This window comes from Enterobacter sp. CPE_E1241, from assembly GCF_045618265.1.
Lineage (GTDB): Bacteria > Pseudomonadota > Gammaproteobacteria > Enterobacterales > Enterobacteriaceae > Enterobacter > Enterobacter adelaidei.
The window spans coordinates 725,043-739,195 of the sequence record NZ_JBIWYV010000001.1; the positions used below are offsets into that span (position 1 = coordinate 725,043).

Below are 14,153 nucleotides of genomic sequence, written 5' to 3' on the forward strand. Positions count from 1 at the left end.
CGATGAAATGGGACTGGATTTTCTTTGATGCCGACGAAACGCTGTTTACGTTCGACGCGTTCGGTGGTCTACAGCGGATGTTTCTCGACTATAGCGTAACCTTCACCGCTGAGGATTTTCAGGACTATCAGGCGGTGAATAAACCGCTGTGGGTGGATTACCAGAACGGTGCCATCACCGCGTTACAACTTCAGCATCAGCGTTTTGACGTCTGGGCGGAACGTTTAAAGGTGAGTCCGGGGACGCTGAACGATGCCTTCCTGAATGCGATGGCCGATATCTGCGCGCCGCTGCCGGGTGCGGTTTCCCTGCTTGATTCTCTGAAAGGCAAGGCGAAACTGGGCATCATTACCAACGGGTTTACCGCATTACAGCAAATCCGTCTTGAACGTACCGGCCTGCGCGATCATTTCGATGCGCTGGTGATTTCAGAAGAAGTGGGCGTACCAAAACCCGATCCGCGTATTTTTGATTACGCGCTGGCGCAGGCAGGCAATCCTGACCGCGAACGGGTACTGATGGTAGGTGACACCGCTGAGTCGGATATTCTGGGTGGCATGAACTCGGGCTTGTCGACCGTCTGGCTGAATGCGCACGGTCGCGTGAAGCCTGAAGGCATCGAGCCGACCTGGACCGTGACGTCGTTGAACGAACTGGAGCAACTCCTGTGTAAACAATGATTGCCTGCCCCCCATTGATGGGTAAAATAGCCGCATTTTTCGTATTCCATGATGCGCGGCGTGCTGCCGCGCTTATATAAGAAGATTTGATTATGACGTTGTCTCCTTATCTGCAAGAGGTGGCCAAGCGCCGCACTTTTGCCATTATCTCGCACCCGGATGCCGGTAAAACGACCATCACCGAAAAGGTGCTGCTATTCGGACAGGCGATTCAGACTGCCGGTACGGTTAAAGGCCGTGGTTCCAGCCAGCATGCGAAATCCGACTGGATGGAGATGGAAAAGCAGCGTGGTATTTCGATTACCACCTCCGTGATGCAGTTCCCGTATCACAACTGCCTGGTGAACCTGCTGGACACCCCGGGGCACGAAGACTTCTCCGAAGATACCTACCGTACGCTGACGGCGGTTGACTGCTGTCTGATGGTGATCGACGCCGCAAAAGGTGTAGAAGACAGGACCCGTAAGCTGATGGAAGTGACCCGTCTGCGCGATACGCCGATCCTCACCTTCATGAACAAACTCGACCGTGACATCCGTGATCCGATGGAGCTGATGGATGAAGTGGAAAACGAGCTGAAAATCGCCTGTGCACCAATCACCTGGCCAATCGGCTGTGGCAAGTTGTTCAAAGGTGTTTACCACCTTTATAAAGACGAAACTTACCTGTATCAGACCGGTAAAGGCCACACTATCCAGGAAGTGCGCATCGTGAAAGGTCTGGATAACCCGGATCTGGATACGGCGGTAGGTGAAGAGTTGGCCGCACAGCTGCGCGACGAGCTGGAGCTGGTGAAAGGTGCGTCTCACGAGTTCGACAAAGAGCTGTTCCTGAGCGGTGAAATCACGCCGGTATTCTTTGGTACCGCGCTGGGTAACTTCGGCGTTGACCACATGCTTGACGGTCTGGTGGAGTGGGCGCCGCAGCCGATGCCACGTAAAACCGACACCCGTGAAGTGGAAGCGCAGGAAGAGAAGTTCACCGGTTTCGTATTTAAAATTCAGGCCAACATGGACCCGAAACACCGCGACCGCGTGGCCTTTATGCGCGTAGTGTCCGGTAAATATGAAAAGGGCATGAAGCTGCGCCAGGTGCGTATCGGTAAAGACGTGGTGATCTCCGATGCGCTGACCTTTATGGCGGGCGACCGTTCGCACGTTGAAGAGGCGTACCCGGGCGACATCATCGGTCTCCACAACCATGGCACCATCCAGATCGGTGATACCTTCACCCAGGGCGAAATGATGAAGTTCACCGGTATCCCGAACTTCGCACCGGAGCTGTTCCGCCGTATTCGTCTGCGCGATCCGCTGAAACAGAAACAGCTGCTGAAAGGCCTGGTACAGCTTTCCGAAGAGGGCGCGGTACAGGTGTTCCGCCCAATCGCAAACAACGATCTGATCGTTGGCGCGGTGGGGGTGTTGCAGTTTGACGTGGTGGTGGCTCGTCTTAAGAGCGAATACAACGTGGAAGCGATTTACGAATCGGTGAACGTGGCGACCGCGCGCTGGGTTGAGTGTTCTGACGTGAAGAAATTCGAAGAATTTAAGCGTAAGAACGAAATTCAGCTGGCGCTCGATGGTGGCGATAACCTGACGTACATCGCCCCAACCATGGTTAACCTGAACCTGACTCAGGAACGCTATCCTGATGTTCAGTTCCGCAAAACCCGCGAACACTAATCCCCTCTCAGAGCACGGCTGCCGCCGTGCTCTTCTTTAATTCCTGTCTTATTAATCCCTTGCGGAATGTTCTTAATTCAACGCAATTTCTCGCTATTCGCGCGTTTTTTACCCAATTCTGAAAGCGGCTCTGTGAGAGTGATCTATATTTAACTCAGTGTTTAACGCCGGGCTTGGATAAATTAACTGTTCAATGCATGACTTTAGGTTATCCATTTTGCCCGTGCGTTTATTCGCAATATATAAAACTACTAAGGAAGTATGTAGCCCGAATAACGGGTAAACACAGGAATAGATCGATGAATATGACAAGACTGAAGATTTCGAAAACTCTTCTGGCTGTAACCCTGGGTAGCGTTCTGGTGAGCGGTTCCGCTCTGGCGGAAAGCAGCACCATGGATAAAGCACAGTCCACGGCCGATACCGCAGGGCAAAAAATCGATAGCTCTATGAATAAAGTCGGCAATTTCATGGATGACAGCTCAATCACAGCAAAAGTGAAAGCCGCACTGGTGGATGATGAAGCCATTAAGAGCACCGATATATCCGTTAAGACCGACAAGAAAGTGGTCACGCTGAGTGGCTTTGTTGAAAGCCAGGCTCAGGCCGAACAGGCGGTGAAAGTGGCGAAAGGCGTCGAAGGCGTTGCGTCCGTCAGCGATAAGCTGCACGTACGTGACAGCAAAAACGCGTCGGTGAAAGGTTATGCCGGTGATGCAGCCACCACTAGCGAAATCAAAGCTAAACTTTTAGCAGATGACATTGTGCCGTCCCGTAAGGTGAAAGTGGAAACCACCGATGGTGTGGTTCAGCTCTCCGGTACGGTAGATTCGCAGGCACAAAGTGAACGTGCCGAGTCCATCGCGAAAGCGATTGATGGCGTGAAAAGCGTTAAAAACGATCTGAAAACGAAGTAAATCTGGACCATTCGCCCGTCTGGCTAAAACCAGCGGGCGAAAATAAGAACGACTCTGGAAAACGCCGGTGAGTGACCTGAGCGCTCACGTTTAGCGGCCGACATTAACTATGGTAAAGGAGAGGCTTATGTTTCGTTGGGGCATTATATTTCTGGTTATCGCGTTAATTGCCGCCGCATTGGGCTTTGGTGGACTGGCGGGTACTGCGGCATGGGCAGCAAAAGTTGTCTTTGTCGTCGGTATTATTCTGTTCCTGGTCAGCCTGTTTACCGGACGTCGACGTCCGTAGCAAACGCAATATTCCTTCAACAAAAAAAGCCAGTCACTGCGACTGGCTTTTTCTTATTTGCGTTGCAGGTCGTGTGCGTTACTGTGTTGTTACAGAATAACCAGAACAGGAAGGCAGAGGTGGGGCAACGAATTCCCGTTACGCTCGGCAATATCGCGCCGCTAACGTTAAAGCCGTTTCGTGCAGGCCAGCTCGCGCTGGTCTGTGAGGGGGGTGGGCAGCGTGGCATTTTCACTGCGGGCGTGCTGGATGAATTTATGCGCGCGCAGTTCAACCCGTTTGACCTTTACTTCGGCACCTCAGCCGGGGCACAGAACCTGTCTGCCTATGTCTGTAACCAGCCTGGTTATGCGCGAAAAGTGATTATGCGCTATACCACGGCGAAAGAATTTTTTAATCCGGTACGCTTTGTGCGTGGCGGCAATCTGATCGATCTCGACTGGTTGCTGGAATCCACCTCCAGCCAGATGCCGCTGGCTATGGACACTGCAGCGCGCCTGTTTGATGGCGGGAAAGAATTCTGGATGTGTGCCAGCCGGGGAGATGATTATTCACCGGGGTATTTCTCTCCGCAGAAGGAGAACTGGCTGGATATCATTCGTGCCTCGAGTGCCATTCCCGGTTTTTATCGTACCGGTGCGCAGCTGGATGGCATCAGTTATCTGGATGGGGGGATCAGTGACGCAGTGCCAGTACAGGAAGCTGCCCGGCGCGGAGCGAAAACTATTGTGGTGATCCGTACCGTACCGTCGCAAATGTACTACACCCCGCAGTGGTTTAAACGCATGGAGCGCTGGTTAGGCGACAGCAGCCTGCAACCGCTGGTGAACATCGCTAAACAGCATGAAACCACCTACGGCGCGATGCAGCGTTTCATTGAAAAACCGCCGGGAAAACTGCGTATTTTTGAAATCTATCCACCTAAGCCGCTGGTCAGTATGGCGCTGGGCAGCCGCGTCCCGGCGTTGCGTGCAGATTATAAAACGGGCCGGCTGTGCGGCCGTTACTTCCTGGCGACAGTGGGGAAAATGCTGGCGGAGCAACCACCGCTACATCGGCATAAACGTATTATTATGCCGCCTGCGATTGTCGCTAACGATGCTCTGACGATGCCGCTGGTGGATATTCCGCAGGCGAATGACGCTCTATTGGATAACGAGGATCTGGCGTGACGCACTGCTTTGTCGATACCCACTGCCACTTTGATTTTCCACCGTTTACGGGGGATGAAGAGCAAAGTATTGCGAAAGCTGCCGAAGCAGGCGTTCAGGCCATCATTGTGCCGTCAGTCGAAGCTGCTTACTTTTCCCGTGTGTTGGAGCTTGCCACACGACATCCCGCGCTCTATGCCGCGCTCGGCCTCCATCCGATTGTCATTGAGCGACATCTTGATGAGCATATTGAGAGGCTTGATGAGGTACTGCAGACCGCAGGAGACAAACTTGTCGCCATCGGTGAGATCGGCCTCGATCTTTACCGTGAAGATCCGCAGTTTGAGCGCCAGCAGACGATCCTTGATGCGCAGCTCAGGCTGGCCAAGCGTTACGATCTGCCCGTGATCCTCCACTCAAGACGCACGCACGATAAGCTGGCGATGCACCTGAAACGCATCGACCTACCACGGAGAGGTGTCGTACACGGTTTCTCCGGCAGCCTGCAGCAGGCGCAGCGTTTTACCGAACTGGGCTATAAAATTGGCGTGGGTGGCACCATCACTTATCCGCGTGCCAGTAAAACCCGGGACGTAATGGCACAGCTGCCGCTGTCGGCGCTTCTGCTGGAAACCGACGCGCCGGATATGCCGCTGAATGGTTTTCAGGGCCAGCCGAATCGCCCGGAACAAGCGGCGCGCGTGTTTACCACCCTGTGTGAACTGCGAAAGGAGCCTGAAGAGGTGATTGCCGATGCGCTGCTTGAGAATACCCGTTCGGTATTTGGCATTACGCTATAGGTAAAGCGCCGGACGGATCACGGTTATCTTCTGTTTTTCCAGCGCGAGCGCCAGCGGCTCAACGTCTTCCGGTGTAGCGCTGCGCCATGACGCCGCTTCGCCATAAACCCCCTGCGCATGAAACGCGTTGATTCGCACCGGGACGTTTCCAAGCCCGTGGATAAATGTCGTCAGCGGTTTGATCTGTTCCAGATAATCGCACCGATCCGGGATGACCAGTAAGCGCAGCTCCGTCAAACGGTGACGATCCGCCAGCCAGCGAATGCTTTGTTTAATCTGTGGGTTTTCGCGTCCGGTCAGGAAACGGTGATGCTCATTTCCCCATGCTTTTAGATCCAGCATCGCGCCATCCAGCACCGGCAGGAGTTTCTGCCAGCCGGTTTCACTTAACAGGCCATTGCTGTCCACCAGGCAGCTTAGATGACCCAGTGTGGGATCCGTTTTGATCGCCGTGAAAAGCGCGATCAGAAAAGGAAGTTGCGTGGTAGCCTCACCGCCACTCACCGTAATACCCTCAATAAATGGCGCAGCTCTGCGGATTTGCGCGAGGATCTCCTCCACGCTAAAGCGATGCGCCATGGGCGTTGCCTGCTGCTGGCACTGGCGGAGGCAGGTGTCGCACTGCTGGCAGTCACTCTCCTGCCACCAGACGCGCCCGGCATGAATGGTCAGCGCGTCGTGCGGACAGTGGGGCACGCAGTCACCGCAGTCGTTGCAGCGGCCGATCGTCCACGGGTTGTGGCAGGTTTTACAACGCAGGTTACATCCCTGCAGGAAAAGAGCCAGGCGGCTGCCCGGCCCGTCCACGCAGGAGAAAGGGATAACCTGACTAACTAAAGCGCATCTGCTGTTCATGGCTAATCACGCGCGGCTGACGTTCGAGGATGCGGGTGTTACGCGCGGCTTCTTCTCCAAGCCACGTGGTATTAGTACGCGATCCGGCTTCACGGTATTTTTCAAGATCTGACAAGCGCACCATATACCCGGTCACGCGTACCAGATCGTTACCGGCTACGTTCGCGGTGAATTCACGCATACCGGCTCTGAACGCACCAAGACATAGCTGAACCACCGCTTGCGGGTTGCGTTTTACCGTCTCATCCAGGGTCAAAATATCGCTGATCCCTGAGTGGTAGTATTTATGATGCGGCGCTACGGCCAGCAGATGGTTGATCGGATCCGGTTCATCCCCATAGGGCAGGCGCGCCCCCGGCGTGGTGCCCGAATCGGAGCTGATCCCCGACTGCGCGTGGAGCATCGCGCGGTGCTTCCAGCCGTGTTTCACCGGCGTGTTTTCCACAAATGCCGCAAGCTGCCCGCTGATGCGGTAGCCCAGCGCGTTGGCCTGCTCGTCTTTACCGTAGCGCCCCGCAATACTTTCCTTTTCGCAAAGTATGTTCACCGCTTCTGCCAGACCGTACATCCCAAACATCGGCACAAACCGATCGGCATCAATCAGTCCCTCTTTTACCAGGAAGCTATTCTCAAAGAAGCCAGATTGCTCGTACAGGAAATCGCAGCGTGAATCGATGATAGCAATTTGCTGCCGGCAGTAATGCGGGAGCGTGCGGGTGAAGAAGTCTTCAATGGAAGTGCTGCGTTCAGCAATGGCTTTGAGGTTAAGGCGTACCAGGGTGCTGCCACCGCCCGCAAGCGGCAGGGAGTTGTAACAACTCACCACGCCGTAACGGCCTTTTGTGAAAATTTTATCATTTTCCGGGCCGTTAGAAATATGTGGTTTGCTGCACTCACAGATGTTTTTTGCCACCTCAAGCAGCAAATCGTCCGGGGTAATATCTGGATCGTAGATAAAGGTGAGGTTCGGTGCGACCTGCTTCAGCTCTGCATCGGTACGTAGAATGGCACGGGTGATGGGGCCGTCAGCAGGCCCGATGTTAGCGTGCATAAATGCATCCGGCAGCGTTCGGTCGAGATAGCGCCAGAAACGTTTTATTCGGCTATCAACCTCTTCTTGTGTTAGAATTCTAACATACGGTTGCAGTAACACATCGAGATGGCCCAGATAGACAGGCATGGATGTTACGGATGGCACATGGTGGTAAAGAATGGTGAGTAGTGAAAGAGCGTCATCCAGGTCTTTCGCGCCTTCCAGCTCCAGCCATTCTGAGCCGTTGGACAAAAATTTTGCGTAATCCGGCAGAACATAGCGGGGTTTGTAAGGCGCATGGCCTTCGAACATGTCGCAGATAAACCCCTCGTCCAGCGCGGCGCTCGCTGCCTGAGGGAGTTCCGGATAAGGCAGGTTGTTTTCCGCTTCCAGCGCCAGGAAATGACGTTTTTGTTCCGGGGTTAACACCGGGCTTGTCACAATGTGCTGGCAACGTTGTTGCAGGGCGTCGGGGCTGGAGTGGGACATGTTCGCTTCCTTGTTTATTCTGCGGATGATAAACGGATTGTAGGAAGCCAGCCTGTTATGGCTTTTGATCCGACAGGGGGTATTGCTGCTTTCGTCAGCAATTAGCACGATAAAGTTTGAAGAAGATCTCATTACAGCAATGCAAATTTGTACGTAGTTTTCATTAACTGTGATGAATGTCGAAGTGTGGATGCGGGTGAATGTTAGAATACTCACAGACCCGCAAGGTAAAATTTATACGGCACTGCCGTTGGAGAATGTTATGACCGATTTAACTGCAAGCAGCCTGCGCGCGTTGAAACTGATGGACCTGACTACCCTGAACGATGACGACACCAATGAAAAAGTCATCGCCCTGTGCCATCAGGCGAAAACGCCCGTCGGTAACACCGCTGCTATCTGTATCTACCCGCGCTTTATCCCGATTGCCCGTAAAACGCTGAAAGAGCAGGGCACGCCGGACGTGCGTATTGCAACCGTGACTAACTTCCCGCACGGCAACGACGATATCGAGATCGCGCTGGCAGAAACCCGCGCAGCTATTGCTTACGGTGCAGATGAAGTTGACGTGGTATTCCCATACCGTGCGTTGATTGCGGGCAACGAGCAGGTCGGTTTTGACCTGGTGAAAGCCTGTAAAGATGCGTGTGCTGCGGCAAACGTACTGCTGAAAGTGATCATCGAAACCGGTGAGCTGAAAGAAGAAGCCCTGATTCGTAAAGCATCTGAAATCTCCATCAAAGCGGGTGCTGATTTCATCAAAACCTCTACGGGTAAAGTGCCGGTTAACGCCACCCCGGAAAGCGCACGCATCATGATGGAAGTGATCCGCGATATGGGCGTGTCCAAAACGGTTGGTTTTAAACCTGCGGGCGGCGTACGTACCGCGGAAGATGCGCAACAGTTCCTGGCCATCGCGGATGAACTGTTCGGCGCTGAATGGGCAGATTCCCGTCACTATCGCTTTGGCGCATCCAGCCTGCTGGCCAGCCTGCTGAAAGCGCTGGGTCACGGCGATGGTAAGAGCGCAAGCAGCTACTAAGGTTTGAATTGCCGGGTGACGCGAAGCGATCCCGGCTTATTTCGGGAGGTTACCGTGTTTCTCGCACAAGAAATTATTCGTAAAAAACGTGATGGTCATGCATTAAGCGACGAAGAGATCCGCTTCTTTATCAACGGCATTCGTGATAACACCGTCTCTGAAGGGCAGATCGCTGCGCTGGCGATGACCATTTTCTTCCACGATATGTCGATGCCTGAGCGGGTCTCGCTGACGATGGCGATGCGAGATTCAGGAACCGTTCTGGACTGGAAGAGCCTGAACCTTAACGGCCCGATTGTGGACAAGCACTCCACAGGTGGCGTAGGTGATGTGACTTCCCTGATGCTCGGCCCAATGGTGGCGGCCTGTGGGGGTTACATCCCGATGATCTCCGGGCGCGGCCTCGGCCATACCGGTGGTACGCTCGACAAACTGGAAGCCATTCCGGGCTTCGATATCTTCCCGGATGACAACCGCTTCCGCGACATTATTAAAGACGTTGGTGTGGCGATTATCGGCCAGACCAGCTCTCTTGCTCCAGCAGATAAGCGTTTCTATGCCACCCGCGATATCACCGCGACCGTTGACTCCATCCCGCTGATCACCGCCTCTATTCTGGCGAAGAAACTGGCCGAAGGGCTGGACGCGCTGGTGATGGATGTAAAAGTAGGTAGCGGCGCGTTTATGCCAACCTATGAACTTTCTGCCCAGCTTGCCGAAGCGATCGTTGGCGTCTCCAACGGTGCCGGCGTGCGCACCACTGCACTGCTCACCGACATGAACCAGGTTCTGGCCTCCAGTGCAGGTAATGCGGTTGAAGTGCGTGAAGCCGTACAATTCCTGACCGGTGAATACCGCAACCCGCGTCTGTTCGACGTCACCATGGCACTGTGCGTTGAGATGTTAATCTCCGGCAAGCTTGCCAAAGATGATGCAGACGCGCGCGCGAAACTGCAGGCGGTGCTGGATAACGGCAAAGCGGCGGAGATCTTTGGTCGCATGGTGGCGGCGCAGAAAGGTCCAACCGATTTCGTGGAAAACTACGCGAAATACCTGCCAACGGCGACGCTCAGTAAAGCGGTTTATGCCGATAGCGAAGGCTTTGTCTCAGCCATGGATACCCGTGCACTCGGCATGGCGGTTGTCTCAATGGGCGGCGGTCGTCGCCAGGCATCGGACATGATTGATTACAGCGTCGGCTTTACCGATATGGCCCGACTGGGCGACAGCGTCGACGGACAACGTCCGCTGGCGGTGATCCACGCCAAAGATGAAGCCAGCTGGCAGGAAGCGGCGAAAGCGGTTAAAGCGGCCATTACACTCGACGATAAAACACCGGAAAGCACACCAACGGTCTATCGTCGTATCACTGAATAGCGGTATACTGATCTGATCAATCATTTTTAAGCACTACGTACGGAGAACAATTATGAAACGTGCATTTATTATGGTGCTGGACTCATTCGGCATCGGCGCAACCGAAGATGCAGAACGTTTTGGTGACGTGGGTTCCGATACCATGGGTCACATCGCGGAAGCCTGTGCCAAAGGCGAAGCGGATAAAGGTCGTAAAGGCCCTCTGACTCTACCCAACCTGACCCGCCTGGGTCTGGTGAAAGCGCATGAAGGTTCTACCGGTAAAATTGCAGCAGGTATGGACGGCAACGCGGAAGTGGTGGGTGCCTACGCATGGGCTCACGAGCTTTCTTCCGGTAAAGACACCCCGTCTGGACACTGGGAAATCGCCGGTGTGCCGGTTCTGTTCGACTGGGGCTACTTCTCCGATCATCAGAACAGCTTCCCGCAGGAACTGCTGGACAAGCTGGTTAAGCGCGCAAACCTGCCGGGCTACCTCGGTAACTGCCACTCTTCCGGTACCGTGATCCTGGATGAGCTCGGTGAAGAGCACATGAAAACCGGCAAACCGATTTTCTATACCTCTGCTGACTCCGTGTTCCAGATTGCCTGTCACGAAGAAACCTACGGCCTGGATAAACTTTACGAGCTGTGCGAAATCGCCCGTGAAGAGCTGACCGAAGGTGGATACAACATTGGTCGCGTTATCGCACGTCCGTTTATCGGAGACAAAGCGGGTAACTTCCAGCGTACCGGTAACCGTCACGATCTGGCCGTTGAGCCACCGGCACCAACCGTGCTGCAGAAGTTGGTTGAAGAGAAAGACGGTCACGTGGTGTCCGTGGGTAAAATTGCGGATATCTACGCCAACTGCGGCATCACCAAGAAAGTGAAAGCCACCGGCCTGGACGCGCTGTTTGATGCCACCATCAAAGAGATGAAAGAGGCGGGTGACAAGACCATTGTTTTCACCAACTTCGTCGACTTCGACTCTTCCTGGGGCCACCGTCGTGATGTTGCCGGTTATGCAGCGGGCCTGGAGTTGTTCGACCGCCGCCTGCCGGAGCTGATGGAGCTGGTGGGTGAAGATGACATTCTGATCCTGACTGCGGACCACGGCTGTGACCCAACCTGGACCGGTACCGATCACACCCGTGAGCACATTCCTGTGCTGGTGTACGGCCCGAAAGTGAAACCAGGCTCCCTTGGTCACCGTGAAAGCTTCGCGGATATCGGCCAGACCCTGGCGAAATACTTTGGTACGTCCGACATGGAATATGGCAAGGCCATGTTCTGAATCATGTTGGGTGCGGTCTGATGCCCTCACCCAACCCTCTCCCACAGGGAGAGGGTGAAAAGAATAAACAATTTAAAAGGAACTGAAGATGGCAACTCCTCACATTAACGCAGAAATGGGTGATTTCGCTGACGTCGTATTGATGCCGGGTGACCCGCTGCGCGCGAAGCACATTGCAGAAACTTTCCTCGAAGACGTGCGTGAAGTGAACAACGTTCGCGGCATGCTGGGCTTCACCGGGACTTACAAAGGCCGCAAAATCTCCGTTATGGGCCACGGTATGGGTATCCCATCCTGCTCCATCTACACCAAAGAGCTGATCACCGATTTCGGCGTGAAGAAAATCATCCGTGTGGGCTCCTGCGGCGCTGTGCGCATGGACGTTCAACTGCGTGATGTGGTCATTGGTATGGGTGCCTGCACCGATTCCAAAGTCAACCGCATGCGTTTCAAAGATCATGACTTTGCTGCGATTGCAGACTTTGGCATGGTGCGTAACGCCGTTGACGCAGCAAAAGCGCTGGGCGTTGACGCTCGCGTAGGTAACCTCTTCTCTGCTGACCTGTTCTATGCGCCAGACGGCGGCGAGATGTTCGACGTGATGGAAAAATACGGCATCCTGGGTGTGGAAATGGAAGCTGCGGGCATCTACGGTGTGGCGGCTGAGTTTGGTGCGAAAGCGCTGACCATCTGCACCGTGTCTGACCACATCCGTACCCACGAGCAGACCACCGCTGCCGAGCGTCAGACCACCTTCAACGACATGATCAAAATCGCGCTGGAATCCGTTCTGCTGGGCGATAAAGAGTAATTCTGTCTCTTCCGACCCTCTCCCGTTAGGAGAGGGTACCAGACCGCATCTAGCGCACGGCCTGTGCAATCCACGCTGAGAGCTCCCGCAGCTCATTTTCCTGCTCCGGGAAATCCTCGATCAACACCTCGCATTCCTGTTGCAGCATATCCGCCCGATACAAACAGCCCTGTAAACGTGCCGCAAGTGCTTCCAGAGGTGCCGGATTCAGGCTATCGGTAAACACCTGCGTGCGGGTGATATGGCCTTTCTCCACGTCAAAATGCAGCTCCACGCCGCCCCAGGTAAAACGCTCATCCAGCAGGTGAGAAAATGCAGGAGCCTGACCGAAGTTCCACTCCCAGCTGCTCTGACGGGCAAACGTCTCGGCAAAGTTGGGCAGATCCGGGGTTTTGTCAGGGGAGATCACTTCTGCTTCCACGCGCTCGCCGTAATGTTCAAAGAAAGCGTCACGGATCGCATCGCAAATCTGCTCGTGAGTAATCCCCGGCAGCAGTTCCACCAGATTTGCCACGCGTCCGCGAACGGAGGTAATCCCTTTGGCCTGCAGCTTTTTCTTGTCCGGGTTCAGGTAGTTCGCCAGGCGGCTGAGATCGGCATTCAGAAGAAGGGTGCCGTGGTGGAACCCGCGATCCATCGTTTCGCGGTAAGCCGAACCCGAGACTTTCCGGTCGCCTTCAGTGGTTTTCACCACCAGGTCGTTACGCCCGGAAGCCTCTGCCGTCACGCCGAGCGCATTGAGGGCGTTCAGGACGATGGATGTTGAGATGGTTTTGTCGTACTCCGGTTTGCCCGCCATAAAGGTAAAGCAGGTATTGCCCAGATCGTGAAACACCGCGCCGCCGCCGCTGCTTCTGCGCGCCAGGCGGACGTTGTCCTCTTCCATACGCCGCGTATTGCACTCTTTCCACGGGTTTTGCGCACGACCGATGACCACCGTATCCGCGTTGCGCCAGAGAAACAGTACACGTTGGGAGGCGGGCATCTGGCGGAAGATGCACTCTTCTACCGCGAGATTAAACCAGGGATCGTAAGAGTCAGAGATAAGCAGGCGTAACGTCGTCATGGCAGAGTTCCTTTTCCGGGTCGTCCGCCTACTTTATCATTAATCTTTCTTCTCGCTCTCTTCCTCTTCGGGGATAGACTTGCTTGCGGTCAGCAGGAACGGCGACTGTTGCCAGCGGGTGCGTTTGCCCTGAAGCAGCGTGCGCGCCAGCACGACGCCAATTGCCAGAGAGAGCAGCAGCATCAGGCGGAGAATATTGGTGGTGTTATCCACCTGTTTAGCTTCGGTTGGCAGGGTGTGGGTGTCGAGCGTCATACGCAGATACCCCAGTGGGCCATTTTTGCCCTGGACAGGTTCGACAATCTGCTGGTTGAAATAGCCTCCGGCTTTTTTGCCGTCCAGAGCCAGCCTGTCGCGCACGTCGACATGTTCGCCTGCGCGGGCAATCAGGTCACCTTGCTCGTCATAAACGCCCGCATCCAGAATACGACTGTTTTCAGTGAGCTGACGTAAGACCTGACCGATTCGTTTATCGTCCGGCGTCTCGGTACGCATATAGGGTGCGACGTTGAGTGTCACCTGACGCGCCAGCGTGCGGGCCAGCTCTTCAAACTGTGGGTTACGTTGCCGTTGATGATTCTGGCTAAACCACGACGCCCCCTGCATCAGCACCACGAGGAGTGCGAGACAGAAAAGGACAATCACGGCGCGATGAAGCCGGAATTTCAGTTTTGCGCGAGCCATA

The 14,153-nt window shown here is 54.6% G+C and carries 14 protein-coding genes; 10 read left to right on the forward strand and 4 right to left on the reverse strand.

From position 1 onward, the window contains the following. The first annotated feature begins 2 nt into the window (after window positions 1-2). From yjjG to ACJ9Y9_RS03580, 6 genes are all read left to right on the forward strand, one after another. Window positions 3-680 (forward strand): pyrimidine 5'-nucleotidase, encoded by a 678-nt coding sequence (gene yjjG / locus ACJ9Y9_RS03555; protein WP_028016589.1) that lies wholly within the window; start codon window positions 3-5, stop codon window positions 678-680. Between the two features lie 92 nt (window positions 681-772). Then, window positions 773-2,362, forward strand: a complete 1,590-nt coding sequence (gene prfC / locus ACJ9Y9_RS03560) for a peptide chain release factor 3 (RefSeq protein ID WP_028016590.1) — start codon at window positions 773-775, stop codon at window positions 2,360-2,362. A gap of 299 nt (window positions 2,363-2,661) precedes the next feature. Further along, window positions 2,662-3,279 carry a molecular chaperone OsmY gene (gene osmY, locus ACJ9Y9_RS03565; RefSeq protein WP_028016591.1) on the forward strand — a complete coding sequence of 206 codons (618 nt, stop codon included), beginning with the start codon at window positions 2,662-2,664 and terminating at the stop codon, window positions 3,277-3,279. 127 nt (window positions 3,280-3,406) lie between these two features. After that, window positions 3,407-3,568 carry a DUF1328 domain-containing protein gene (locus tag ACJ9Y9_RS03570; protein WP_032666762.1) on the forward strand — a complete coding sequence of 54 codons (162 nt, stop codon included), beginning with the start codon at window positions 3,407-3,409 and terminating at the stop codon, window positions 3,566-3,568. A gap of 119 nt (window positions 3,569-3,687) precedes the next feature. Next, window positions 3,688-4,740 carry a patatin family protein gene (locus ACJ9Y9_RS03575; protein ID WP_032666763.1) on the forward strand — a complete coding sequence of 351 codons (1,053 nt, stop codon included), beginning with the start codon at window positions 3,688-3,690 and terminating at the stop codon, window positions 4,738-4,740. Then, window positions 4,737-5,519: a TatD family hydrolase gene (locus ACJ9Y9_RS03580; RefSeq protein WP_028016593.1), complete on the forward strand. Its 783-nt coding sequence runs from the start codon at window positions 4,737-4,739 to the stop codon at window positions 5,517-5,519. Before ACJ9Y9_RS03575 ends, ACJ9Y9_RS03580 begins: the two co-directional genes overlap by 4 nt. On the opposite strand, the gene ACJ9Y9_RS03585 is transcribed toward ACJ9Y9_RS03580, so the two are convergent. After that, window positions 5,514-6,374: a YjjW family glycine radical enzyme activase gene (locus tag ACJ9Y9_RS03585; protein WP_028016594.1), complete on the reverse strand. Its 861-nt coding sequence runs from the start codon at window positions 6,372-6,374 to the stop codon at window positions 5,514-5,516. The two genes, ACJ9Y9_RS03580 and ACJ9Y9_RS03585, sit on opposite strands and share 6 nt — an antisense overlap. Continuing rightward, the gene (locus tag ACJ9Y9_RS03590; protein ID WP_028016595.1) at window positions 6,349-7,896 is read right to left on the reverse strand and encodes a YjjI family glycine radical enzyme; all 1,548 of its coding nucleotides are present in this window, start codon (window positions 7,894-7,896) and stop codon (window positions 6,349-6,351) included. Before ACJ9Y9_RS03590 ends, ACJ9Y9_RS03585 begins: the two co-directional genes overlap by 26 nt. Window positions 7,897-8,158: 262 nt before the next feature. Here ACJ9Y9_RS03590 and deoC point away from each other — a divergent pair, with 262 nt between their 5' ends. The 4 genes from deoC to deoD all read left to right on the forward strand — a co-directional run bounded on the left by deoC (window position 8,159) and on the right by deoD (window position 12,402). After that, complete coding sequence (deoC, locus tag ACJ9Y9_RS03595; protein ID WP_032666764.1) at window positions 8,159-8,938, forward strand: deoxyribose-phosphate aldolase; 780 nt, start codon at window positions 8,159-8,161, stop codon at window positions 8,936-8,938. A 54-nt stretch (window positions 8,939-8,992) separates the two neighbouring features. After that, window positions 8,993-10,315, forward strand: coding sequence for a thymidine phosphorylase (gene deoA / locus ACJ9Y9_RS03600; RefSeq protein ID WP_231079127.1), 1,323 nt, complete (start codon window positions 8,993-8,995; stop codon window positions 10,313-10,315). Window positions 10,316-10,367: 52 nt separating this feature from the next. Next, complete coding sequence (deoB, locus tag ACJ9Y9_RS03605) at window positions 10,368-11,591, forward strand: phosphopentomutase (RefSeq protein ID WP_028016598.1); 1,224 nt, start codon at window positions 10,368-10,370, stop codon at window positions 11,589-11,591. A gap of 88 nt (window positions 11,592-11,679) precedes the next feature. After that, complete coding sequence (gene deoD / locus ACJ9Y9_RS03610) at window positions 11,680-12,402, forward strand: purine-nucleoside phosphorylase (RefSeq protein WP_028016599.1); 723 nt, start codon at window positions 11,680-11,682, stop codon at window positions 12,400-12,402. 49 nt (window positions 12,403-12,451) lie between these two features. Here the strand turns inward: deoD and lplA are convergent, their stop codons facing one another. Together lplA and ACJ9Y9_RS03620 are read right to left on the reverse strand one after the other, a co-directional pair. After that, window positions 12,452-13,468, reverse strand: a complete 1,017-nt coding sequence (lplA, locus tag ACJ9Y9_RS03615) for a lipoate--protein ligase LplA (RefSeq protein ID WP_028016600.1) — start codon at window positions 13,466-13,468, stop codon at window positions 12,452-12,454. Between the two features lie 39 nt (window positions 13,469-13,507). Further along, on the reverse strand, window positions 13,508-14,152 hold the full coding sequence (locus ACJ9Y9_RS03620; RefSeq protein ID WP_028016601.1) for a YtjB family periplasmic protein: 645 nt from the start codon (window positions 14,150-14,152) through the stop codon (window positions 13,508-13,510). Window position 14,153: the final 1 nt, after the last annotated feature.

Coding starts and splice junctions, on each gene's coding strand:
- deoB (WP_028016598.1), top strand. CDS start 10,368: ATGAAACGTGCATTTATTATGGTGCTGGACTCATTCGGCATCGGCGCA.
- ACJ9Y9_RS03590 (WP_028016595.1), bottom strand. CDS start 7,896: ATGTCCCACTCCAGCCCCGACGCCCTGCAACAACGTTGCCAGCACATT.
- ACJ9Y9_RS03620 (WP_028016601.1), bottom strand. CDS start 14,152: ATGGCTCGCGCAAAACTGAAATTCCGGCTTCATCGCGCCGTGATTGTC.
- yjjG (WP_028016589.1), top strand. CDS start 3: ATGAAATGGGACTGGATTTTCTTTGATGCCGACGAAACGCTGTTTACG.
- ACJ9Y9_RS03570 (WP_032666762.1), top strand. CDS start 3,407: ATGTTTCGTTGGGGCATTATATTTCTGGTTATCGCGTTAATTGCCGCC.
- ACJ9Y9_RS03585 (WP_028016594.1), bottom strand. CDS start 6,374: ATGAACAGCAGATGCGCTTTAGTTAGTCAGGTTATCCCTTTCTCCTGC.
- deoD (WP_028016599.1), top strand. CDS start 11,680: ATGGCAACTCCTCACATTAACGCAGAAATGGGTGATTTCGCTGACGTC.
- osmY (WP_028016591.1), top strand. CDS start 2,662: ATGAATATGACAAGACTGAAGATTTCGAAAACTCTTCTGGCTGTAACC.
- lplA (WP_028016600.1), bottom strand. CDS start 13,468: ATGACGACGTTACGCCTGCTTATCTCTGACTCTTACGATCCCTGGTTT.
- prfC (WP_028016590.1), top strand. CDS start 773: ATGACGTTGTCTCCTTATCTGCAAGAGGTGGCCAAGCGCCGCACTTTT.
- deoC (WP_032666764.1), top strand. CDS start 8,159: ATGACCGATTTAACTGCAAGCAGCCTGCGCGCGTTGAAACTGATGGAC.